26 protein-coding genes are annotated in these 22027 nt (G+C 66.7%); 17 read left to right on the forward strand and 9 right to left on the reverse strand.

Translation table 11 applies throughout. The annotated features are described in order from the left end of the window. Nucleotides 1-6 precede the first annotated feature (6 nt). From ligA to RMP06_RS20670, 15 genes are all read left to right on the forward strand, one after another. Nucleotides 7-465: a protocatechuate 4,5-dioxygenase subunit alpha gene (gene ligA, locus RMP06_RS20600; RefSeq protein ID WP_310463664.1), complete on the forward strand. Its 459-nt coding sequence runs from the start codon at nt 7-9 to the stop codon at nt 463-465. A gap of 1 nt (nt 466) precedes the next feature. Continuing rightward, complete coding sequence (locus tag RMP06_RS20605) at nt 467-1324, forward strand: class III extradiol dioxygenase subunit beta (RefSeq protein ID WP_310463665.1); 858 nt, start codon at nt 467-469, stop codon at nt 1322-1324. 48 nt (nt 1325-1372) lie between these two features. After that, the gene (locus RMP06_RS20610; RefSeq protein WP_310463666.1) at nt 1373-2344 is read left to right on the forward strand and encodes a Gfo/Idh/MocA family oxidoreductase; all 972 of its coding nucleotides are present in this window, start codon (nt 1373-1375) and stop codon (nt 2342-2344) included. 6 nt (nt 2345-2350) lie between these two features. Beyond that, entirely contained in the window at nt 2351-3313 is a 963-nt protein-coding gene (locus RMP06_RS20615) for an aldo/keto reductase (RefSeq protein WP_310463667.1), read from the forward strand. A 2-nt stretch (nt 3314-3315) separates the two neighbouring features. Next, a complete protein-coding gene (locus tag RMP06_RS20620) occupies nt 3316-4311 on the forward strand; it encodes a tripartite tricarboxylate transporter substrate binding protein (RefSeq protein ID WP_310463668.1) in 996 nt (331 codons plus the stop codon). Continuing rightward, on the forward strand, nt 4308-5204 hold the full coding sequence (locus tag RMP06_RS20625) for a DMT family transporter (protein ID WP_310463669.1): 897 nt from the start codon (nt 4308-4310) through the stop codon (nt 5202-5204). The genes RMP06_RS20620 and RMP06_RS20625 overlap by 4 nt, the downstream gene beginning before the upstream one ends. Further along, the gene (locus RMP06_RS20630) at nt 5201-5866 is read left to right on the forward strand and encodes an HAD family hydrolase (RefSeq protein ID WP_310463670.1); all 666 of its coding nucleotides are present in this window, start codon (nt 5201-5203) and stop codon (nt 5864-5866) included. The genes RMP06_RS20625 and RMP06_RS20630 overlap by 4 nt, the downstream gene beginning before the upstream one ends. 16 nt (nt 5867-5882) lie before the next feature. Next, nucleotides 5883-6605, forward strand: coding sequence for a TetR/AcrR family transcriptional regulator (locus RMP06_RS20635; RefSeq protein ID WP_310463671.1), 723 nt, complete (start codon nt 5883-5885; stop codon nt 6603-6605). Between the two features lie 118 nt (nt 6606-6723). Beyond that, nucleotides 6724-7281, forward strand: coding sequence for a TRAP transporter small permease (locus RMP06_RS20640; RefSeq protein WP_409050214.1), 558 nt, complete (start codon nt 6724-6726; stop codon nt 7279-7281). A gap of 25 nt (nt 7282-7306) precedes the next feature. Then, nucleotides 7307-8587: a TRAP transporter large permease subunit gene (locus RMP06_RS20645; protein WP_310463673.1), complete on the forward strand. Its 1281-nt coding sequence runs from the start codon at nt 7307-7309 to the stop codon at nt 8585-8587. Nucleotides 8588-8678: 91 nt separating this feature from the next. Continuing rightward, entirely contained in the window at nt 8679-9674 is a 996-nt protein-coding gene (locus tag RMP06_RS20650) for a TRAP transporter substrate-binding protein (RefSeq protein WP_310463674.1), read from the forward strand. A gap of 87 nt (nt 9675-9761) precedes the next feature. After that, nucleotides 9762-10595, forward strand: a complete 834-nt coding sequence (locus RMP06_RS20655) for a shikimate dehydrogenase family protein (RefSeq protein ID WP_310463675.1) — start codon at nt 9762-9764, stop codon at nt 10593-10595. Between the two features lie 23 nt (nt 10596-10618). Next, nucleotides 10619-11506, forward strand: coding sequence for a VOC family protein (locus RMP06_RS20660; protein ID WP_310463676.1), 888 nt, complete (start codon nt 10619-10621; stop codon nt 11504-11506). A gap of 11 nt (nt 11507-11517) precedes the next feature. Next, nucleotides 11518-12417 carry a sugar phosphate isomerase/epimerase family protein gene (locus RMP06_RS20665; protein ID WP_310463677.1) on the forward strand — a complete coding sequence of 300 codons (900 nt, stop codon included), beginning with the start codon at nt 11518-11520 and terminating at the stop codon, nt 12415-12417. Nucleotides 12418-12517: 100 nt separating this feature from the next. Next, entirely contained in the window at nt 12518-12859 is a 342-nt protein-coding gene (locus RMP06_RS20670) for a hypothetical protein (RefSeq protein WP_310463678.1), read from the forward strand. Between the two features lie 22 nt (nt 12860-12881). On the opposite strand, the gene RMP06_RS20675 is transcribed toward RMP06_RS20670, so the two are convergent. The 7 genes from RMP06_RS20675 to RMP06_RS20705 form a co-directional block, all read right to left on the reverse strand. Next, entirely contained in the window at nt 12882-13157 is a 276-nt protein-coding gene (locus tag RMP06_RS20675; protein ID WP_310463679.1) for a type II toxin-antitoxin system RelE/ParE family toxin, read from the reverse strand. After that, entirely contained in the window at nt 13154-13408 is a 255-nt protein-coding gene (locus RMP06_RS20680) for a hypothetical protein (protein WP_310463680.1), read from the reverse strand. The genes RMP06_RS20675 and RMP06_RS20680 overlap by 4 nt, the downstream gene beginning before the upstream one ends. An 82-nt stretch (nt 13409-13490) precedes the next feature. Continuing rightward, complete coding sequence (gene fahA, locus RMP06_RS20685) at nt 13491-14822, reverse strand: fumarylacetoacetase (RefSeq protein WP_310463681.1); 1332 nt, start codon at nt 14820-14822, stop codon at nt 13491-13493. Continuing rightward, on the reverse strand, nt 14819-15067 hold the full coding sequence (locus tag RMP06_RS20690) for a DUF2783 domain-containing protein (RefSeq protein WP_310463682.1): 249 nt from the start codon (nt 15065-15067) through the stop codon (nt 14819-14821). Before RMP06_RS20690 ends, fahA begins: the two co-directional genes overlap by 4 nt. Before the next feature lie 18 nt (nt 15068-15085). Beyond that, nucleotides 15086-16708 carry an FAD-dependent oxidoreductase gene (locus RMP06_RS20695; RefSeq protein WP_310463683.1) on the reverse strand — a complete coding sequence of 541 codons (1623 nt, stop codon included), beginning with the start codon at nt 16706-16708 and terminating at the stop codon, nt 15086-15088. 18 nt (nt 16709-16726) lie between these two features. Beyond that, nucleotides 16727-17254 carry a VOC family protein gene (locus RMP06_RS20700; protein ID WP_310463684.1) on the reverse strand — a complete coding sequence of 176 codons (528 nt, stop codon included), beginning with the start codon at nt 17252-17254 and terminating at the stop codon, nt 16727-16729. Nucleotides 17255-17290: 36 nt separating this feature from the next. Beyond that, a complete protein-coding gene (locus RMP06_RS20705) occupies nt 17291-18250 on the reverse strand; it encodes an MBL fold metallo-hydrolase (RefSeq protein WP_310463685.1) in 960 nt (319 codons plus the stop codon). Nucleotides 18251-18377: 127 nt separating this feature from the next. On the opposite strand from RMP06_RS20705, the gene RMP06_RS20710 reads away from it, so the two are divergent. Both RMP06_RS20710 and RMP06_RS20715 read left to right on the forward strand, forming a co-directional pair. Further along, the gene (locus RMP06_RS20710) at nt 18378-19142 is read left to right on the forward strand and encodes an IclR family transcriptional regulator (RefSeq protein ID WP_310463686.1); all 765 of its coding nucleotides are present in this window, start codon (nt 18378-18380) and stop codon (nt 19140-19142) included. Between the two features lie 110 nt (nt 19143-19252). After that, nucleotides 19253-20050, forward strand: a complete 798-nt coding sequence (locus tag RMP06_RS20715; protein ID WP_310463687.1) for a hypothetical protein — start codon at nt 19253-19255, stop codon at nt 20048-20050. A gap of 32 nt (nt 20051-20082) precedes the next feature. Here the strand turns inward: RMP06_RS20715 and RMP06_RS20720 are convergent, their stop codons facing one another. Together RMP06_RS20720 and RMP06_RS20725 are read right to left on the reverse strand one after the other, a co-directional pair. Beyond that, nucleotides 20083-21372, reverse strand: a complete 1290-nt coding sequence (locus RMP06_RS20720; protein ID WP_310463688.1) for a glycoside hydrolase family 125 protein — start codon at nt 21370-21372, stop codon at nt 20083-20085. 97 nt (nt 21373-21469) lie between these two features. Beyond that, nucleotides 21470-21979 carry a tellurite resistance TerB family protein gene (locus RMP06_RS20725; protein WP_310463689.1) on the reverse strand — a complete coding sequence of 170 codons (510 nt, stop codon included), beginning with the start codon at nt 21977-21979 and terminating at the stop codon, nt 21470-21472. Between the last annotated feature and the right edge of the window lie 48 nt (nt 21980-22027).

The following is a 22027-nucleotide window of genomic DNA, read 5'->3' on the forward strand; positions in this document are numbered from 1 at the left end:
TTTTCCATGGCACTCGACAAACCCTATCTGGACGTGCCCGGCACGACCATCTTCGACGCGGAACAGTCGCGTAAGGGCTACCACCTCAACCAGTTCTGCATGTCGCTGATGAAGGCGGCCAACCGCGAGCGGTTCAAGGCCGACGAGCGCGCCTACCTCGACGAGTGGCCGATGACCGAGGAGCAGAAGCAGGGCGTGCTGACCCGCGACCTGAACCGCTGCATCGCCGCGGGCGGCAACATCTACTTTCTCGCCAAGATCGGCGCCACCGACGGCAAGAGCTTCCAGTACATGGCCGCCAGCATGACGGGCATGACGCAGGAGGAGTACATGGCGATGATGCTCGGCGGTGGCCGCTCCATCGAGGGCAACCGCTACTTGGGCGAAAACGGCGACGCCCAGCCCCAGAACCAGCCGCAAGGCGCGGCCCACCAGCCAAGCCCGCAACAGAAAGCAGGTGCCTGAGATGGCCCGCATCACCGCCTCCGTCTACACCTCGCACGTCCCGGCCATCGGCGCCGCCATCGACCTCGGCAAGACCCAGGAGCCGTACTGGCAGCCGCTGTTCAAGGGCTACGAGCCGTCCAAGCAGTGGATGAAGGACAACACGCCCGACGTGATTTTCCTGGTCTACAACGACCACGCGACCGCGTTCAGCCTGGACATGATCCCGACCTTCGCCATCGGCTGCGCGGCCGAGTTCACGCCGGCCGACGAGGGCTGGGGGCCGCGTCCCGTGCCGAAGGTCATCGGCCACCCGGAACTCGCCGCCCACATCGCGCAGTCGGTGATCCAGGACGATTTCGACCTGACCATCGTCAACAAGATGGACGTGGACCACGGCCTGACCGTGCCGCTGTCGCTGATGTGCGGGCAGCCCGAGGCGTGGCCGTGCCCGGTGATCCCGTTCGCGGTCAACGTGGTGCAGTACCCGGTGCCATCGGGCCGCCGTTGCTACAACCTCGGCAAGGCGATCCGCAAGGCCGTGGAGAGCTACGACCAGCCGCTGAACGTGCAGATCTGGGGCACGGGCGGCATGACGCACCAGTTGCAGGGGCCGCGTGCCGGGCTGATCAACCGCGAGTGGGACAACGCCTGGCTCGACAAGCTGATCGCCGATCCGGAGGCCGCCGCCGCCACGCCGCACATCGACTACGTGCGCGAAGCTGGCTCGGAAGGCATCGAGCTGGTCATGTGGCTGATCGCCCGTGGCGCGATGGCGGACGTGAACGGCGGCCCGGCGCCGACCCTGAGCCACCGCTTCTACCATGTGCCCGCGTCGAACACGGCGGTGGGCCACGCCATTCTCGAGAACAACGGTTGAACCCGATTCGAACCCCATTCTTCGAACCCCATTCAAGGACTCTCTGACATGAGCACTCCGCATCAAGGCCCCATCCGCGTTGCGCTGGCCGGCGCCGGCGCCTTCGGCATCAAGCACCTCGACGGCATCAAGAACATCGACGGCGTCGAAGTCGTCTCGCTGATCAGCCGCGACCTGGACAAGACCCGCGAGACCGCCGCCCTGTACGGCATCGGCCACGTGACGACCGACCTCAACGAGTCGCTGGCGCTGCCCGAAGTCGATGCCGTCATCCTCTGCACGCCGACGCAGATGCACGCCTCGCAGACGCTGGCGTGCCTGAAGGCGGGCAAGCATGTGCAGGTGGAGATCCCGCTGTGCGACGTGCTGGCCGAGGGCGAGGAGGTGGTCCGCGTGGCCAAGGAATCGGGTCTCGTGGCGATGTGCGGCCACACCCGGCGCTTCAACCCGAGCCACCAGTACGTCCACCACCAGATCACGGCCGGCGCGTTCAACGTCCAGCAGATGGACGTGCAGACGTATTTCTTCCGCCGCACCAACATGAACGCGCTGGGCCAGGCGCGCTCGTGGACCGACCACCTGCTGTGGCACCACGCCGCGCACACGGTCGATCTGTTCGCCTACCAGTGCGGCTCGCCGATCGTGAAGGCCAACGCAGTGCAGGGCCCGATCCACCCGGCGCTCGGCATCGCGATGGACATGTCGATCCAGTTGAAAGCCGCCAACGGCGCGATCTGCACGCTGAGCCTGTCCTTCAACAACGACGGCCCGCTCGGCACCTTCTTCCGCTACATCGGCGACACCGCGACCTACCTGGCGCGCTACGACGACCTGTACACCGGCAAGGAAGAGAAGATCGACGTGTCGCAGGTGGCGGTGTCGATGAACGGCATCGAGCTGCAGGACCGCGAGTTCTTCGCCGCAATCCGCGAAGGCGGGCAGCCGAATTCGAGCGTCGAGGGCGTGCTGGCCTGCTACCAGGTGCTGCACGCGCTGGAACAGCAGCTCGACGCGGGCTGACCGGCCATGGCTGCGCGCACCATCGGCCTCGGCTGCATGAACCTCAGCCACGCCTACGGTGTCCCGCCGTCGGCGGACGACGCGGCGGGGCTGCTGCTGCGGGCGCTCGACCTGGGCGTCACGCACTTCGACACCGCGGCGCTCTATGGCTTCGGCGCCAACGAGACGCTGGTGGGCCGCGTGCTCGCGCCGCACCGCCACCGCTTCACGCTCGCCAGCAAGTGCGGCATGACCGGTGTGGACGGCAAGCGCGTCATCGACGGCCGGCCCGCCACGCTCAAGGCGACCTGCGAGGCGGCGCTGCAGCGGCTGCGCACCGACGTGATCGACCTGTACTACCTGCACCGCTGGGACCAGTCGGTGCCGATCGAGGACTCGGTCGGCGCGCTCGGCGAGCTGGTGCAGGAGGGCAAGATCCGCGCGATCGGCCTGTCCGAAGTGTCGGCGGCGACGCTGCGGCGGGCGCACGCGGTGCATCCGATCGCGGCGGTGCAAACCGAGTATTCGCTGTGGACGCGCAACCCGGAGATCGCCGTGCTCGACGCCTGCCGCGAACTCGGCGCTACGCTGGTCGCGTTCAGCCCGCTGGCACGCGGTTTCCTGCCGGGCACGCTGCGTGACGTGTTGGCCTTCGACGCCAAGGACATCCGCCGCGCCATGCCGCGTTTCGCGCCGTCGAACTACGCCGAGAACCTGGTGCTGCTCGACGGTGTCGCCGAGGTGGCGCATGAGGCCGGCTGCACGCTGGCGCAGCTCGCGCTGGCTTGGCTGCTGCACCGAGGCGAGCACATCCTGCCGATCCCCGGCACCACCTCCATCGCCCACCTCGAAGAGAATCTCGGCGCGGCGCAGGTCATGCTCACCCCTGCGCAGATGCAGCGGCTGGACACGCTCATCCACCATGACACCGTGCGCGGCGCCCGCTACAACGCCGCCACCCAGACCGAAATCGACACCGAGGAGTTCTGACCATGCCGCACCGCCCGACCCACCCGACCCGCCGCCAGGTGCTGACCACCCTGGCCGCCGCTGCTGCGCTGCCGACGATGGCGCCAGCGCAGGCTCAGGCCGCGTTCCCGAGCAAGCCGATCACGCTGCTGGTGCCGTTCGCGCCGGGGGGCATCGCCGACATCACCGCCCGCACGGTGGCGCAGGCGATGGGTCCGCTGCTCGGGCAGACCGTGGTGGTCGATAACCGGCCAAGCGCGGGCAGCATCGTCGCCTCGCAGGCGGTGGCCAAGGCCGCTCCGGATGGCTACACGCTGCTGCTCATGAGCAATGGCCACGCGGTGAGCGCCAACCTGTTCAAGAAGCTGCCCTATGACGTGGCGAAGGACTTTGCGCCGATCACCACGCTTGGCTTCTTCGAGATGGTGGTGGCGGTGGACGCCGGCTCGCGCTTCAAGTCGCTGGGCGAGTTGCTGGCCTACGCCAAGGCCAACCCCGGCAAGCTCAACATCGGCACCATCGCCGTCGGCTCGACCCAGCACCTCGCCGCCGAACTGCTGAAGATGCGTGCCGGGATGGACGCGCTGATCGTGCCGTTCAAGGGATCGCCCGATGTGCTGCGGGCGCTGAAGGCCGGTGACATCGACGTGGCGGTGGAGATCCTCGGCCCCACGATGTCGCAGATCACCGGCGGCTCGGTGCGGGCGCTGGCGCTGACCGACGACCGGCGCAACCCGGTGCTGCCGGACGTTCCGACGGTGCAGGAGTCTGGCGTGAAGGACTACGACGTGACCTCGTGGAATGCGCTCGCGGCGCCGGCTGGCACCCCCGCCGACGTGGTCGCCAAGATCGGCAAGGCCGCCCGAGACGCGCTGGCAACCCCGGCAGTCCACAAGCGGCTGCAGGAACTCGGCGTGCGCGCCCAGGCCGGCACGCCCGCGCAACTGGAGACGCTGCTCGCCACCGACACCCGCCGCTGGCGCGACGTGATCCAGGCCGCGAAGATCGAGTTGCAGTGAGGAACCTGGTCCCGCTGGGCAAGCCCGCCGCCATCGGCTGCACACTCGCCGCCGTCGCCTTCTTCGTCTCGCTGGACACGACGACCAAGCTGCTGGCGTCGGCGGTGCCGGTGGCGATGGTGGTCTGGTTCCGCTACCTGTTCCAGGTGCTGCTGACACTCGCCACCGTCACGCCCGCCCAGCGCCGCACGCTCCACCACAGCCGCCGCCCCGGTCTGCAGGTGCTGCGCGGGCTGATGCTGGTCCTGGCCACGGTGCTCGCCTTCTACAGCCTGAAGGTCATGCCGATCGCCGAGTTCACCGCCGTCGTGACACTCACGCCGCTGTTCGTCACGCTGCTGGCGGTCTGGCGGCTGGGCGAGCGGGTCACGCCACTGGAGTGGCTGCTGGTGCTGGGCGGCATGGTGGGCGCGCTGGTCGTGATCCGGCCGGCGCACGACCTGTTCCACTGGGCGACCTTGCTGCCGTTGCTGCTGGTGCTGGTCAACGCCGTGTTCCAGACGCTCACGCGCCGCCTGGCCGAGGTGGACGACACGGTGACGACGCAGTTCTACACCGGCTGTGTCGGCGCGCTGGCCGCGACGCTGCTGCTGCCGTGGACCTGGCAGACGCCGCAGAGCCTGCACGTCTGGGGGCTGTTGCTGCTGCTGTGCGTGGTCGGTTCGGTCGGGCACCTGCTGCTGATCATGGCCTACGCCCGCGCACCGGTCGCGACGCTGACGCCGTTCCTGTACTTCCAGATCGCGTTCGCGGGCGTGTCGGGCTGGCTCGTCTTCGGCCATGTGCCGGACCTGCCCGCCTTCGCTGGCATGGGGCTGATCGCGCTGTGCGGCAGCCTGGGCACCTGGCTGGTCGCGAGGACGCCGCATCTGCCCAAAGGGGTGCCGCAGTGAACACCGTGCCGGCGATCCGCGCCGTGCTCTTCGACTGCGATGGCACGCTGGTGGACAGCGAGCCGATCTGGCTGGCGACGATGTGCGATGCCATCGCCGCGCTGCCGGACGGGCCGGCGATCACGCTGCAGTTCAGCGACATCGAAGGGCAGAGCATGGCGCGCAGTCTGGCCATCGTCGAGGAGCGGCGGGGCCGGCCGCTGCCGGTCGATTTCGAGGCACAGGTGCGGGCCGAAATGGCGCGGCGCTTCGAGACCGACTTGCGTGAGATCCCTGGGGCGACCACGCTGCTGGAGGTGCTGGACGGCCTGCGTGTGCCGTTTTGCGTGGCATCGAACGGGCCGCGGGAGAAGATTGCCCTGGTGCTGCGGCTGACCGGGCTGGACCGCTTCGTGCCGCCCGCGCGCATCTTCAGCGCGGCGGACCTCGGCCGCTACAAGCCCGATCCGGCGCTGTTCCTGCACGCCGCCGAGGCGCTGGGTGTCGAGCCGGCCGCTTGTGCCGTGGTCGAGGACAGCCGTGCCGGGATCGAGGCAGGGCTGAATGCCGGGATGCGCGTGTATGCCTACCTGCCCCACACCCCGCTGCGTCCCGACGACGCGGCGCGGGGTGTGCAGCGTTTGGTGCATCTGGCGGCGCTGGGCGATCAGCCTTGGGGTTGAGGTTGCCGGAGCCGCTATGCTTGCGGCTCATATGAACGAACTCGACCGTACAGAACCTGCTCCGCGCCGCCCTCGCAAGACCAAGGCCGCCGAAACGCCCGCCATCCAGGAGCCGGGTCGCACCAACGACCCCGAAGCGACGATGGCCAACATCCTCGAAGTGGCGACCACCGAGTTTGCCGAGAAGGGACTGGCCGGCGCCCGCATCGACGAGATCGCCGCACTGACGCGCACCAGCAAGCGGATGATCTACTACTACTTCGGCAGCAAGGAGGGGCTGTACGTCGCCGTGCTGGAGGAGGCCTACCGCCGCATCCGCCACATCGAGACCGACCTGCACCTCGAAGACCTCGACCCGGAAGCGGCGCTGCGCAAGCTGGTCGCCTTCACCTGCGACTACCAGCGCGAGAACCCCGAGTTCATCCGCCTCGTGCTCAACGAGAACATGCACCGTGGCGAGTTCCTGGCGCGCTCGGAGTCGATCCAGAAGCTCAACGTCCCGGCCATCCACGGCCTGCGCTCGGTGTACGAGCGTGGCGTGCAGGCGGGGGTATTCCGCCCGAACCTCGATCCGGTCGATCTGCACATGTCCATCTCGGCCCTCTCGGTCTTCAATGTGGCCAACCGCCACACCTTCGCGCTCATCTTCAAGCACGATTTTGACGACCCGGCCACCATCGCCAACCGGCGCGACAACATCGTCGAGATGATCGTTCGCTTCGTCCGCATCGCTGGTTGACCGCTCGCGGCCAGCACCTCGGGTTGTTCCGGGGTATCCATCAGGGTTAGCCCTGATGAAAGAAAACTAACCAGTTCGTACATTACGGCATCCTTTCTAGTTTTCCAAGGAGGCCGGGATGGCCAGACTGATGACTCTCTTCTGTCGCGGCACCGAAGTGCTGATCGCGCTGCTGCTGGCGATCATGGTGGTGCTGGTGTTCGGCAACGTGGTGTTGCGCTACGCATTCAACTCGGGCATCACCATCAGCGAAGAGATGTCGCGCTGGCTGTTCGTGTGGATGACCTTCCTCGGTGCGGTCGTGGCGCTGCAGGAAAACGGCCACCTGGGCACCGACATGCTGGTCAGCAGTCTGGGCCGCACCGGCAAGCGCATCTGCCTGGTGATCGCGCAACTCGCGATGCTCTTCGTGACCTGGCTGCTGTTCTCTGGCGCCTTGGCGCAAGCGCGCATCAACTACGACGTCGAGGCGCCGGTGTCCGGTGCGTCGATGGCGATCTTCTACGGCGCGGGTGTCGTGTTCGCGGTCGCTTCCGGTCTGATCCTGCTGGGCCAGTTCTGGCGCTCGATCACCGGGAAGATCACCGATGCCGAGCTGGTGCTGGTGCAGGAGTCCGAAGACCTCGCCCAGGTCCATGCGCTGCACATCGACGAATCCGCCCCCCTGCGCAAGTAACCCCGCCCGATCAGGACTTTTCACCATGACCGTACTCATCTTCCTCGGATCGCTCCTGGGCGCCATGGCGCTGGGCATTCCTATCGCCTATTCGCTGCTGGTGTGCGGTGCTGCCCTGATGTGGCACCTTGACCTGTTCGACGCCCAGATCCTGGCGCAGAACGTCATCAACGGCGCAGACTCGTTCCCGCTGCTGGCGGTGCCGTTCTTCATGCTGGCAGGCGAGATCATGAACGTCGGCGGTTTGTCGCGGCGCATCGTCAAACTGGCGCTGACGCTGGTGGGCCATGTGCGCGGCGGCCTCGGTTATGTCGCGATCGTCGCGGCGGTGCTGATGGCGGCGCTGTCCGGTTCGGCTGTGGCCGATACCGCCGCACTCGCCTCGCTGCTGCTGCCCATGATGGTCGCTGCCGGTCACGACAAGGCACGCGCTGGCGGCCTGATCGCCTCGGCGGGCATCATCGCCCCGATCATTCCGCCGTCGATTGGCTTCGTGATCTTCGGCGTCGCCGCCAACGTGTCCATCGGCAAGCTGTTTCTGGCCGGCATCGTGCCCGGAGTCTTGATGGGCGTGTCAATCGCGATCACCTGGTGGATTGTGGCGCGCAAGGAAAACGTCGTGCCTCCGAAGAAGTCCACGACCGCCGAGAAGCTGCAGGCGCTGCGTGACTCGACCTGGGCGCTGGTGCTGCCGTTCATCGTGCTGTTCGGCCTGAAGTTCGGTGTCTTCACGCCGACCGAGGCGGCGGTGGTGGCGGCGGTCTATGCGCTGTTCGTCTCGACCGTGATCTACCGCGAGCTGTCGCTCAAGCAGACCTATGAAGTGTTCGTGGCTGCGGCCAAGACCACGTCCGTCATCATGTTCCTGGTGGCGGCTGCGATGGTCTCGGCCTGGCTGATCACGGTGGCGCAGATTCCGGCGCAGCTCATCGATCTGCTGCAGCCGTTCATGGGCAACCAGACACTGCTGCTGATCGCGATCATGCTGTTGGTGATGGCCGTCGGCACTGCCATGGACATGACGCCGACCATCCTCATCATGACCCCGGTGCTGATGCCGGTGGTCAAGGCGGCTGGCATCGATCCGGTCTATTTCGGTGTGCTGTTCATCATGAACAACGCCATCGGTCTGGTGACCCCGCCCGTGGGCACCGTGCTCAACGTCGTGGCAGGCGTCGGGCGCATGAAGATGGACGAGGTCACCAAGGGGGTCGTTCCTTTCATGATCGCCGAGTTCATCGTGATGTTCCTGCTGGTGCTGTTCCCCTCGATCGTCACCGGTCCGGCACGCTGGCTGGCGAATTGATGGCCGCCCACCGTCAACACAACGTTCTTTTCAACCGTTCCCCCATTCCTGTTCCTGTTCCCGTTCACCGTTCACCACTAGGAGACATGTCATGAAACGTCTGATGCTCAAGACCTTGGTTGCCGCCGCCGCCCTCGCCATCGCCGGTGTTGCCGCTGCCCAGGACAGGACCTTCAAGTTCGCCCTGCAGAATCCGAAGGGCCACCCGCTCGAAATCGGCGCCAACAAGTTCGCCGAACTCGTCGCCGCCAAGTCGGGCGGCAAGATCAAGGTCAACATCTTCCCTGGCGGCACGCTGGGCGGCGATGCAGCCAATGTGTCGGCCCTGCAAGGCGGCACGATCGAGTTCGTGATGCTGAACTCGGGCATCCTGGCCTCGCAGGTCAAGGATTTCGAGGTCTTCGACTTCCCCTTCATGTTCGCCAACGGCAAGGAAGCCGATGCGGTCGTGGACGGCCCCTTCGGCCAGAAGCTGCACGCCAAGCTGGCCGACAAGGGCATCATCGGCCTGGCCTTCACGGAACTCGGTTTCCGCAACATCACCAACAGCAAGCGTCCGATCAACACGGTCGAAGACCTCGCTGGCTTGAAGCTGCGCGTGATCCCGAACGCGATCAACGTGGACTGGGTCAAGGCTGTGGGTGCCAACCCGACCCCGATGGCCTTCCCCGAGGTCTACGCCGGTCTGGAACAGAAGGCGATCGACGGTCAGGAAAACCCGTTCAGCGTGATCCTGGCCAACAAGCTGTTTGAAGTGCAGAAGTACCTGGCAGTCACCAACCACCAGTACAACCCCCAGTCGATCATCTTCAGCAAGAAGGTCTGGGACACCCTGAGCCCGGCCGAGCAGAAGGCGTTGCAGGACGCTGCCACGGAAACCAGCAAGTTCCAGCGCCAGGTTGCCCGTGATTCGGCCGGCACCGCCCTGGCCGATCTGAAGAAGGCCGGCATGCAGGTCTCCGAGTTCAGCCCTGCCGAGCAGGCCAAGCTGCGTGACAAGTTCAAGCCGGTCATCGAGAAGCATGGCGCTGCCATTGCCGGCACCGTGACCGAGCTGCAGGCCGAGCTGGCCAAGCTGCGCAAGTAAGCGTGGCCCGCGACCGGATGCGTCCTGCGTCCGGTCGTACTCTCCCGTCTTTCCGGCGGGTCTTCTCTCCCCACCTCCCCCAAGCTCATGATCCGCGGCACCACCTCGCTCATCGCCCACATCGGCTTCCCGACCTTCGCGTTCAAGGCGCCGATGATCTACAACCCGTACTTCGAGCAGGCGGGCATCGACGCCGTCGTGGTGCCGATGGGCTGCCAGACTGCGGATTACCCCACCTTCCTGCGCGCGGTGTTCACCTTGACGAACATCCGTGGCGCGCTGATCACCATGCCCCACAAGGTCACGACCACCGGGTTGGTGGATGTCCTGTCGCCCACGGCCAGCATTGCCGGTGCCTGCAATGCCGTGCGCCTGGGCGCTGACGGTCGCCTTGAAGGGGACATGTTCGACGGCGAGGGCTTTGTGCGTGGTGTCCTGCGCAAGGGCTTTGCGCTGGCGGGCAAGCGCGTGCTGGTGGTCGGCAGCGGTGGCGTGGGCTGTGCCATTGCCGCTTCGCTTGCCGCCGCTGGCATCGGCGCGATCACGCTGTTCGACCGCCACACCGAGTCGGCCGACGCGCTGGGCGCTCGGCTTCGCCAGCATTACCCGGCGCTCGACGTGGCCACCGGCTCGAATGACCCCTTCGGCCACGATCTGGTCGTCAATGCCACGCCGATGGGCATGAACGAAGGCGACCCGCTGCCCCTCGACATCGACCGCCTGTCGCCCGACACCTTTGTTGGCGAAGTGGTGATGAAAACCGAGATGACGGCTTTCCTGACGGCGGCTGCGGCGCGCGGCTGCCGGGTGCAGATTGGCTCGGACATGCTGTTCGAGCAGATTCCTGCCTACCTCGAATACTTCGGCTTGCCGACGACGACCGCGGACGTGCTGCGTTCGGTCGCGCGTCTGAGCTATTGAGCCCCCAACTTTTAGGATCCACCATGACCTTGGCCTCTGTTGCTGACCGCGAAGCCATCGGCGAACTCCCCAATCCGCTAGGCTTGCTGGGCATCGAGTTCGTCGAGTACGCCACCAGCCGCCCGCAGGCGCTGGGGCAGGTGCTCGAACGCCTGGGCTTCGTGCCCGTGGCGCGCCACCGCTCGCGCGAGGTGATGCTCTATCGCCAGGGCGACATGCACATCATCGTCAACGCCCACCAGGGCGGGCTGAGCGGGCAAGCCGCACCGAGCGAGACGCCGGTGATCGCCGCCGTGGCGTTCCGGGTGCGTGACGCGGCGTCGGCCTACCGGCGGGTGCTCGAACTCGGTGCCTGGGCCGTGCCGACGCAGGTGGAGGTGATGGAGCTGAACATCCCGGCCATCCACGGCGTCGGTTCCAGCCGCATCTATTTCGTCGATCGCCACCGCGAGTTCTCGATCTACGACGTGGACTTCGTGCCGATTCCGGGAGTGGACCAGCGCCCGCCTGCCCAGCAGGGCATGCACCTGTTCGGTGTGGTGCAGTACATCGGCATGGACCGTGCCGACGACTGGACCGCTTTCTACGGTGAGCTGTTCGGATTCGCCGAACTGCCGCGCGAACAGAGCTTTGGTGTGCTCACCAGCGGCCGCATCCTGGCCAGCCCCTGCGGCCAGTTCCACTGGCAGCTCATCGAGCCGGAGCCAGACGCTGCCACCTTCGAACATGACGAACTGCTGCAGCGCATCGCCTTCGGCTGCGACGAGGTGCTTGCGACGGCCGCCGTGCTGCGTGAGCGCGGCGTGGAGTTTGTCGAATCGGCCCACGGCGTGCGCACCGACGAGCGTGGCGCGCTGACCCGGCCGTTGCTGGGCGGGCTGGTGTTCGAGCTGGTCCGGTCCACGCGCTGAGACGGTCGATCATGAACGCGCAGATCATCCAGAACGTCGCCGATTTCGGCATGGACACCATCACGCTCGCCGGCCCGCTCGAAGCCAAGCTCAAGGCCGTGCGTGCGGCCGGTTTTACCCAGATCATGCTCGCCGCCCGCGACATCGTCGGCCACCCGGACGGGGTGGACGTGGCGGTGCAGGCGGTGCGCGACAGCGGCTTGCGTGTCACCGGCTTCCAGGTGCTGCGGGATTTCGAAGGCTTGTCTGGCCACCTGCACAGCTACAAGGTCGAGATCGCCAAGCAGATGATCCTGATGGCGCACGCGCTTGGCGCCAAAGTGCTGCTGGCCTGTTCGTCGACCTCGCAGCACGCCACTGGAGACGTGGACGCCGTTGCCCGCGACCTGCGCAAGCTCGCGATGCTGGCGATTCCCTACGACCTGCGCGTGGCCTACGAGGGCTTGTCCTGGGGTCGCCACATCAACGAGTACCACCAGTCCTGGGACGCGGTGCAGCGCGCCGATTGCCCGAACCTGGGCATCGGCATCGACTCGTACCACATCATGGCCACGCAGACGCCGCTCGACATGCTCGACGACATCGATCCGGCCAAGATCTACCTGGTCCAGCTCGCCGACTTCATGTGGAACGAGGTCCGCACCGCGCAGGAGCGGATGGACACCGCACGCCACTTCCGGGTGTTCCCTGGCGAGGGGGTGCATTCCGAGGCGCTCACGGCACTGGTGCTGAAGCTGGATGCACTGGGCTACCGGGGCGACTACAGCTTCGAGGTCTTCAACGACGACTACCAGCAGCTCCCGCTGCCCTTCGTGGCGCAGCGGGCCTGGGACTCGGCGGTGTGGCTGGCCGAGGGGGTGCTGCGCCGCTCGGTGCCGCTGCCGGGGCAGATGCGGTTGCGGCGGATCTGAAGCGCGGCTGAACACACGACCTTGGGACAGGCCGCGCTTGTCCCCTGGAGGGCGGGCTGGCACGTTGCTAGAGCACTCCCGCCTTCAGAAGGAATCGGTCATGTTCTCGTTCTTGACGTCCGCATCGCGCCGCCTGGTGGTCTCCACACTGCTGGTCGCCACCGGCCTGTGCGCCGGTGCAGCCCAGGCCGGTGGCGTGCAATGGTCCATCGGCATCCAGTTGCCGGCGCCGCCCGTCGTGTTCTATCCGGCGTCGCCGCAACGTGTTTACGCACCCGAGCCGGTGTATGTGCAACAGGCGCCCCGTGTTGTCTATGTCGAGCAGCAGCAGCGGCCATGGCCCCGCCACCACCGCCACCACTGGCAGGATGACGATCGCTGGGACGACGGCAGCCGTGGCCAATGGCGTGACAACCGCGGCGACTGGCGCCACGGACGCTGACGTGTCCGTCGGCGATCCGCCGTCAATACACCGTGTCGTGGTCGCCCACGTTGACCAGAACAATTTCCTGGTCAACGATCAGCAACTCCAGCGTGATGCGGTAAGACAGGTTGATCGAGACCGAGTGCAGGCCGTCCAGCCGTCCCTTCAGTGCATGTAGCCGCAGGGAAGGGTGGTGCGGATTCAGCTCCAGCAATTGCAGGGTCTTGCCGTATGGCCGCACCAGTTCCGGGTGGCGTTTCAGGAACTGCCGGGCGCGACGGGTGTAGTGGTCCGTGAAGACCAGCGCATAGGTCATGCCTGTTGCAAGCGGGCCAGATGCGCCTCTGCGGATTCCCTGGTGTAGGCGCCTGCAGCCAGATCCGCGCGCGTCTGGGTGAGTGCCGCCTCCAGCTCACATTCGCGCAGATAGTGGTACTGCGCCATGTCCATCACCACATAACGCTCCTTGCCGCGCACCGAGATCACGGCTTCGGCTTGTTCGGCGAGAACCGCCTCGATGGCGGCAACGCCCTTGGTCTTCAGGTCGTTGGCGGTGAGCTGGTGCATGGCGGTTCCGATCAAGCAGGTCAATCGGGCCCAGTATAGTGCGTATCACCACACGATGAAGCGCACTGCCATGCCGAGGCGCTCAACCTGCCAGCGCCGGCAACACGGTCCCGCGGCACTCGCCAAACCCTAGCGCCACGGCTCCCACTGCGCTGCACCGCCCCTTCAGGATCACGCCGTCACCGTCTGCCAGGAAAGTCCGCTGCTCGCCATTCGGCAGCGTGATCGGCGTCTTTCCGCCCATCGACAGCTCCAGCAATGAACCCGCCTGATCCGGTGCCGGGCCTGAGAGCGTGCCGGTGCCCAGCAGGTCACCCGCTTGCAGGTTGCAGCCGCCAGCGGTGTGGTGCGCCACCAGTTGCGTGGCGGTCCAGTAGGCGGCTTCGCTGAAATTGCTGCTGCTCAACCGCACTGCGCTGGCCTTGGATGCCGACATCTGCGCGGTCTCGATCCACACCGACAACTGCACGTCGATTGCGCCGGCCGCCCGGTTGGCGGCGCTGTCGAGGTAGGGCAGCGGCTGCGGATCGCCGGCGGGTCGCGTGAAAGGCAGCCGGAACGGCGCCAATGCCGCCATCGTCACGATCCACGGCGAGATCGTCGTCGCGAAGTTCTTGGACAGAAACGGCCCGAGCGGCTGGTACTCCCACGCCTGCACATCCCGCGCCGACCAGTCGTTGAGCAGCACCATGCCGAACAGCGCCGCCTCGGCCTGCGCCATGTCGATGCGCTCGCCCAGTGCGTTGCCGGTGCCGATGACCAGGCCGAGTTCCAGCTCGAAGTCCAGCCGCTTGCAGGGGCCGAATTGCGGTGAGTCGCTGTCGGGCGCCTTGGTCTGGCCCATCGGACGGCGCACGGTCTGGCCGCTGACGCCGATCGACGACGCTCGACCGTGGTAGCCGATCGGCACCCACTGGTAGTTCGGCAGCAGCGGGTTGTCAGGGCGGAACAGCTTGCCCACGGTGGTGGCGTGGTGGATGCCGGTGTAGAAGTCGGTGTAGTCGCCGATCGTGCAGGGCAGCGCGAATTCGAGCGCCGACTGTGCGATCAGGCAGGGCGCCAGCGCCCTCTCTGCCGGGCTGCCCATGGTCAGCGCCCGCGACAGCGACTCGCGCACAAGCTGCCAGTCCGCCGGCCCGCGGGTCATGAACGCATTCAGATCACCCTGCACCAGCGGCGCGAGCGCAGCGGTTTGCGCGTCGGTGTGCTCGGCGGCGAGGACAGCGGCGGCAAGGTCCAGCGCCTGATCGCCGATCGCCACCATGATCCGCCACGGTTCGTCCGTCCCGGCGCGTCGGGCGCGGGCATAAGGCAGGTTCTGGATCGGGAAATCGGTCGCGCCATCGTTGGCGGAGGCAACCCAACTGCACAGGGCCAGGTCGTGGGTGGCGTCGAGGTGAGTGTTCGGGTTCATGGGGTGGTGGTGTCCGGGGTGGTGCCGTGGCGTGCAGCGGCCATCGCCTCGCGCAGCACGGCCATGTCGCCGATGTGGTTGGCCAGCAGCAGGATCAGCCGGGCGTTGACAAGGCGGCTCGTGTCGTCGTCGAGACCGCGGTGGGTGTCGATCAGCAGGTCGTAGAAGTCGTCGCCGGGCGTGTAGGTGCGCAGCGGGGCGGGGGCGTTGGCGCCGAAGTTCGGCTGGGTCTGGAGGTGCGGCATCGCGGTGGGCCTCAGGCTTCAAGCGTTGCAGGTCGCACGCAGCACGGCGGCGCGCACGGCGTCGGGATCGGGGCGGCGCCAGCGGGCGGCGACGAGCTGGTCCGGGCGGATCAGGAGCGCCGTGCCGGGCTGGGCGTCATAGCGCCGCGCCGCGACACCCTCGGCGGGCAGGCGCAGCGTGTGCACCGGGATTGCATCGCCGGCCAGTGGATCGAACGCTGATGTGCCCGCGTCTCCGAACAGCAGCAGCACGAAGCCGTTGCCCGTGTGTTCCAGCAACCAGCCGTCGCGGCCGTCCACCGTCACGGGTGCATCGTCCATCGGCGCCCCCGGCGTCATCCGGCCGCCGAAGGTATTGCCCTCGGCGTCCGGCGTGGACAGTGGCGAGCCGCGGTGGTGTGTCGGTACCGACAGCCGGCCCGAGTTGACCAGCGCCCGTGCGAAGGCGTGGTCATTCGCCAGCGTCAGCACCGCGTTGCGGATGTCGCGTGACGCCTGGCTCTTGGGCGTCATGAAATCGGTCGAGCGGGTCGAGTTCAGCAGGTTTTCATCCGCCGCCTCGCCTCGTTCACGGTGGTAGGTGTCCAGCAGCGCCTCGGGCGCTCGCCCGTCGATGACCAGCTTGAGCTTCCACGCGAGGTTGTCGCTGTCCTGGATGCCGGAGTTCGCCCCCCGCGCCCCGAACGGCGACACCTGGTGCGCCGCATCGCCGACGAACAGCAGCCGCCCGTGCCGGAAATCCGCCATGCGCCGGCACTGGAAGGTGTAGACGCTGACCCACTCCAGCGTGAACTCGCGCTCTGGCCCGAGCATGGCGCGGATGCGCGGGATGACCTGCTCCGGCTTCTTCTCGTGCTCGGGATCGGCGTCCCAGCCGAGCTGGAAGTCGATGCGCCAGACGTTGTCGGCCTCGCGGTGCAGCAGCACGCTCTGGTTCGGGTGGAACGGTGGGTCGAACCAGAACCAGCGTTCGGCCGGGAAATCCGCCTTCATCACCACGTCGGCGATCAGGAAGCGGTCCTGGAACACCTTGCCCTCGATGTCGAGGCCGAGCTGGCGGCGGATCGGACTGCGTGCCCCATCGGCGACGACGAGCCAGTCGGCATGCAGCCGGTAGGCGCCCTCGGCCGTTTCCACGTCGATCAGCGCGCCGTCATCGTCCCCGGTGAGCGGCGTCACCCGCGTGACCTTGCTCAGCCAGCGCAGGTCGAGGTTCGGCAGTTGGGCGGCGCGATCGACGAGGTACTGCTCCACGTAGTACTGCTGCAGGTTGACCATGCCGGGGCGGCGGTGGTCCGGCTCGGGCAGCAGGTTGAAGCTGAACACCTCGGCATCGCGGTGGAAGGTGCGCCCGACGTTCCACGTCACGCCCTTGTCCACCACCGCCTGCCCGCAGCCGAGCCGGTCGAGGATCTCCAGCGTGCGCTTGGCGTAGCACAGGCCGCGCGAGCCGACGCTGACGGTGTTGTCATCGTCCAGCAGCACGACCGGCAGCCCCTGTTGCGCCAGATCGATCGCCGCGCTCAGCCCGACCGGACCCGCGCCGACGACGACCACCGGGTGCCGCGTCACCGTGTCCGGCGTGTCCAGCTCGGCCGGGCGGCGCCAGGCGTAGCGGGGATAGGTGTAGGTGCTCAGCATCGCCGTGTTCCTGCCCGGTCAGCCTTCGTGCATCCAGGCGGCATGGCGCGGCGCCCGTTTCGTCTGCGACCACTCTTCGAGCATGTCCCACTTGCATTCGTCGAGCTTTTGCATCATCTCCGGCGTGCCGATGTCGGCCGCCAGTTCGAGCCGGTGGCCGTTCGGGTCGAAGAAGTAGATCGACTTGAAGATCGTGTGGTTGACCGGCCCGAGCACGTCGATCCCGGCCGCGACCAGCTTCGCCTTGGCCGCTTCGAGGATCTCCATCGACGCCACCTTGAACGCGATGTGCTGTACCCAGCCCGGCGTGTTCTCGTCGCGGCCCATCGCGGGCGAGTTCGGCAGCTCGAAGAAGGCCAGCACGTTGCCGTTGCCTGCGTCGAGGAAGACGTGCATGTACGGGTCCGGCGCCTTGGTGGACGGCACCTCGTTCTCGGCGATGGCCAGCACGAAGTCCATGTCGAGGTGGTCGCGGTACCACTCGACGGTCTGCTTGGCGTCCTTGCAGCGGTAGGCGACGTGGTGAACGCCGTGGGTGATGGGCATGGGGGTTCTCCTGCGCAGTGGGACAGCGGGGATCGATCAGCCTTCGAGGGCCTGCCACATGGCGACATCGCGCTCGGCGGTCCAGATGCGCGGGTCGCGGTGGCCGTTGGCTTCGTCGTAGGCGCGGGTCACGTCGAACGGCATGCAGTGGTTGAAGATGACCCAGTGGCCGAACTTCGGCTTCAGCGTGGCGAAGGTCTCTTCGTACACCTTGCGCAGATCGCGGCCTTCCGCTGCGCCGGCCTTGACGCTGGCATACAGCTCGCTCACGAACGCCCGCGTGCCGGCCAGACCCGCTTGCACCTGCTCGGGCGTCTGCAGCGCGGCACCACGGCCCGGCACCAGCTTCTCCGGTTGCAGCGCGGCGAGGTTGTCCAGCGTCTGCGGCCAGTCCTGGAAGTAGGCGTCGCCCGCATACGGCGTGGCGTCGAACTCGACCAGGTCGCCCGAGAACAGGATCTTTTCCTTCGGCAGCCACGCGACGGTGTCACCCTTGGTGTGGCCGCGGCCGAGCTGCAGGACCTGCACTTCCACCGAACCCAGCCAGATCGTCATCTTCCCCGTGAAGGTGATCGTCGGCCACGTCAGGCCCGGTGGGACCGATTCGACGTTCTGGAACAGCCGGGGGAAGCGGCCGATCTCGCTGGCCTTGTCGAATTCGCCGCGCTCGACGATCAGGTCGTAGGTGTCCTGGCTGGCGATGATCTGTTCGGGCTCGTAGGCCGTCGCGCCCAGCACGCGCACCGCGTGGTAGTGGCTCAGCAGCACGTACTTGATCGGCTTGTCCGTCACTTCGCGGATGCGGCGGATCACGTCCTGCGCCATCACCGGCGTGGCCTGCGTGTCGATGACCATCACGGCGTCGTCGCCGATGATGATGCCGGTGTTCGGATCGCCCTCGGCGGTGTACGCATAGGCGTGGTCGGACAGCTTGTCGAAGCTGACCTTCTTTTCTTCCAGGTCGGCGGCGGAGGCGAAGGTTTTGGTCTGCGTCATGGCGGTTTGTTCCTGTCGAACGAGTTCGTCTAATCCGAACGATGGTTGATCTTAGTCACGGCGTTTGTTAATGTCTAATGCATTCGCATTAGTAAAAACCCGCAACCCATTGCCGCAGACCATCGCCATGACCGAAGAACCCACTCCCCGCGGCTCCCGTGGCATCCAGAGCATCGAGGTCGGCGGCCAGTTGCTGCACGCACTTGCCCACGCCGGCCGCCCGCTGGCGCTGAAAGACCTGGCCCGCGAAGCCGACATGACGCCCGCGAAGGCGCATCCCTATCTCGTCAGCTTCGGCGCGGTCGGGCTGGTCGAGCAGGACGCCGAAACCGGCCGCTACGGGCTGGGGCCGCTGGCGCTGCAGTTGGGGCTGATCGCGCTGCAACAGGTCGATCCGGTGCGGCTGGCCTCGGCGGAATTGCCGGCGCTGGCACGCGAGGTGGGGCACACGGTGGCGATCGCCGTGTGGGGCAACCGCGGGCCGACCATCGTGCGGCTGGAGGAGGGGCCGCAGGCGGTCCACGTCAACATGCGGCACGGGACGGTGGTGTCGGTCGATGGCACGGCGTCCGGCCTGCTGTTCGCGGCGCACCGGCCAGCGGCGGAGGTCGAGGCGGTGCTGAAGGCCGAGGGTGCCGGCCGCACGCTGGCCGATCTGGCGCCGCAGCTCGACCGGGTGCGCGCCCAGGGCTGGAGCGGCGCGGTCGATGGCTCGGTGCGGGGGGTCAGCGCGGTGGCGGCGCCGGTGTTCGACGGCTTCGGGCAGATGGTGCTGGCGCTGACGGCGATCGGGCCGAGTGCGACGCTGGAGGTGCGGGAGGCGGCGGAGGTGGTGCGGGTGTTGCGGGGGCGGGGGCGGGGGGTGTCGGCGCGGTTGGGGTGGCGGGGATGAGGTCCAATTCAACGGGCAATGTCGTCAACTTTGGGGATGCCGGCCAAGGTGACACAGGCTAACTTCAGTCGAGACCGGACGCATTTCCCCCTGCCGAGGAGGTTCGCACCATGCCCGTCACGCTGGACAGCCTGTCGAAAGTCGTCACCATCGCGTCGGCCGGGATCGCGGTGTTCGCGGCATGGATCGCCTTGCCGCTGGATGCCGAGCTTAAGCGGCTTCAGACGCAGACCCAGAAACTCGACATCGACCTGAAGGCCGCAGAGGGTCGCCTGAAGGAAGCCGAGGCCCGACTCAAGGAAACTGAGTCCGGACGCAAGCTGTCCTTCGACCTTTACCAGGAAGTTCGCAAGATTCTCGAGAGAAAGGACAAGACGCCCAAGGACGAGGAGGCGCTTCGGGTGCTCATTGAGTCGCTGGCGGACGATCCCTTCCGGTACAAGTTGCTGGGCGTGCTGGCGGTCAGTGCGAGTACGCCGGAGATCAAGCGAGCGGCTACAGAAAGCTCTTCGTTCTTTAAAGAGGAAGCACAGGCTGTTGTCCAGAAGGCGCCGGTGATCCCGGCACCGGGCGAGCCGGCTGTTCGGTCCACAGCAGTGGGTAGCATGGACGTCGACGTGTTCTATTGCGCTGCGAAGCAGGCCACGTCCGAGCCGATTGCCAGGAGCGTTCTGGCGCTCAGGCAGTCAGGCGAGTCGGGGCGATGGCGTCTGCGGTTCCTGCCGGACAGCGTCAACCAGCAGCCTGGCTATGGCATCACGTCCAACGAGATCCGATACAACGTGCCGGACGAAACGGAGGCAGCGAGGACGCTTGCCGATCGATTAGCCAAGACAGGGCTAAAGGTGGCCTTGCGAGAGTCGCAGCAACCAACCCGGTGGTACATCAGTGTGTTCATCTGCCAGTGAGGCGGGTGTCGCCTGTTCGAATGAATTGCGCCTCAGCGCAACAAATGCGACCGCTGCGCATCCAGCCGCAACACCAACTCCCCAAACAACGAATTCGCCCAAGCAAACCAAGGCCGCGTGAACCTGCGCACATCGTCCTGGTGAAACGACTCGTGCATGAACCCGGTCCCCGCATGGCTCGCCTTGAGCATCGCCAGACACCGCAGGATCTCGGCGTCGTTCGTGCTGGTCATCGCCTGCATCGTCAGCGCGATCGGCCAGATCATCCCCAGCCCGCAATGCGGACCGCCAATCCCGCACGCCGCCCGGCCGCGGAAGAAAAACGGGTTGTTCTCGCTCAGCACGAAGGCACGGGTGGCGCGGTAACGCGGGTCGTCCGCCGCCATGCAGCCGAGATACGGCAGCGACAGCAGGCTCGGCACGTTCGCATCGTCCATGTAGAGCGCATTGCCGTAGCCATCGATTTCATAGGGCAGCACCCCCTCGGTCGGCAGCGCCGCCGCGACCTCATCCGCCAGCTCCCGCGCTGACTCGGCCAGCGCCGCCTGTCCGAGCGCCGAAGCCAGCGCATCGAGCTGCCGCAGCGAGGTCACGGCCATGAAGTTGGCGGGGACCAGGTAGGGGTACTGGCACGCGTCGTCCGACGGCCGGAACCCGGAGCGGATCAGCCCGTTCGGCCGCGCCGGCCAGCCTTCGCCGTCGAAGGGCAGCGTGTCGGTCGGGCTGAGCGCCAGACGCTGGAAGCGGTAGGGGCCGGGGCCGTCGCGGCGCTGCTGCTCGCGCAACGTCTGCAGCACCAGCCACATCGCGCGCGTCCAGTCCGCATCGAACGGTGACGTGTCGCCACACGCCTGCCAATAGCCGTGGCCCAGGCGGATCACGCTGCACAGCGAGTCCAGCTCCCACTTGCGCTCGTGCAGCTCGGGGCGCATCGCCGTGCGGTCGTCCGCCCACTGGCTGCCTTCCTGCGTTTTGTTGAACGCATTCGCATACGGGTCGATCAGCACGCAGCGCACCTGCCGGTTCACCACCCCGGCCAGCATCCGCTGCAACCGCGGCTCGGACGGCGTCAGCGCGAGATACGGCCACACCTGCGCGGTCGAATCGCGCAGCCACATCGCAGGGATGTCGCCCGTGATGACGAAGGTGTCCGGCCGCTCGCCATCGGTGAATTCGACCGTCGTGTCGAGCGTGTTCGGCAGCGCATTGGCGAAGAGCTGGCCCAGCTCGGCGTCGGCCATGCGGGTGCGCACGCGGTCGATCGTGGCTTCGACCGCCTCGCTGGTGAAACAACGCTGGTGCAGTGGCGGGCGTTCGGTCATGGCAGGCTCGCGGTTCGATTCGATGCAAGTACAAGCACAAGCGCCCCCGCTGCAGCAGGACAGCGGGGGCGCTTGGCGGGTGGTGATCAGGGCCGGATCAGGCCAGGGAGAGCTTGACCTGGTACCCGGGCTGGTTTTTCGGATGCGTCTGGTTGGTGAACACCGTGCGGTCCGCCTTGAGCACGATCACCTCGAAGAACGGGCGGAAACGCTCCTCGGTGACGTTGAACGCCTTCAGGAACTTGGCGAACATTTCCTGCTCCTCACGCTCGGGCTGGCCGTCTGCCAGGGAGGAGTCGATCAGATTGACCAGGATGCACATCTTCTGCGCGTCACTCAGCAGCGGCGTGGCTTCGGTCAGGAAGGTGTCGAGCGAGTTCTTGCGGCGGTACTTCAGCGCCGCGTCCAGCAGCGCCTGGTTCTGCGCGCCGACGCCGATCGTGCCCTTGCCGTCGTCCTGGCCGCCCAGCACGGACAGCAGGTGCCCGACTTCCTCGGCGTCCATCTCGCCGTCCGCGCTCATCATGTAGATCAGCGAGGTGGTGAACGCCAGGTGCGGCGTCATCTTGTCGCCGGTGTCGGTCTTGAACATGTCGAACAGGCCCATGCGGGTAACTCCTTCGGTGCGTTGTGGGTAAGAGGCGAGAAATGCCGA

The sequence above is a fragment of the Sphaerotilus sp. genome (assembly GCF_031429695.1).
In the GTDB taxonomy this organism is placed as follows: Bacteria; Pseudomonadota; Gammaproteobacteria; order Burkholderiales; family Burkholderiaceae_C; genus Sphaerotilus.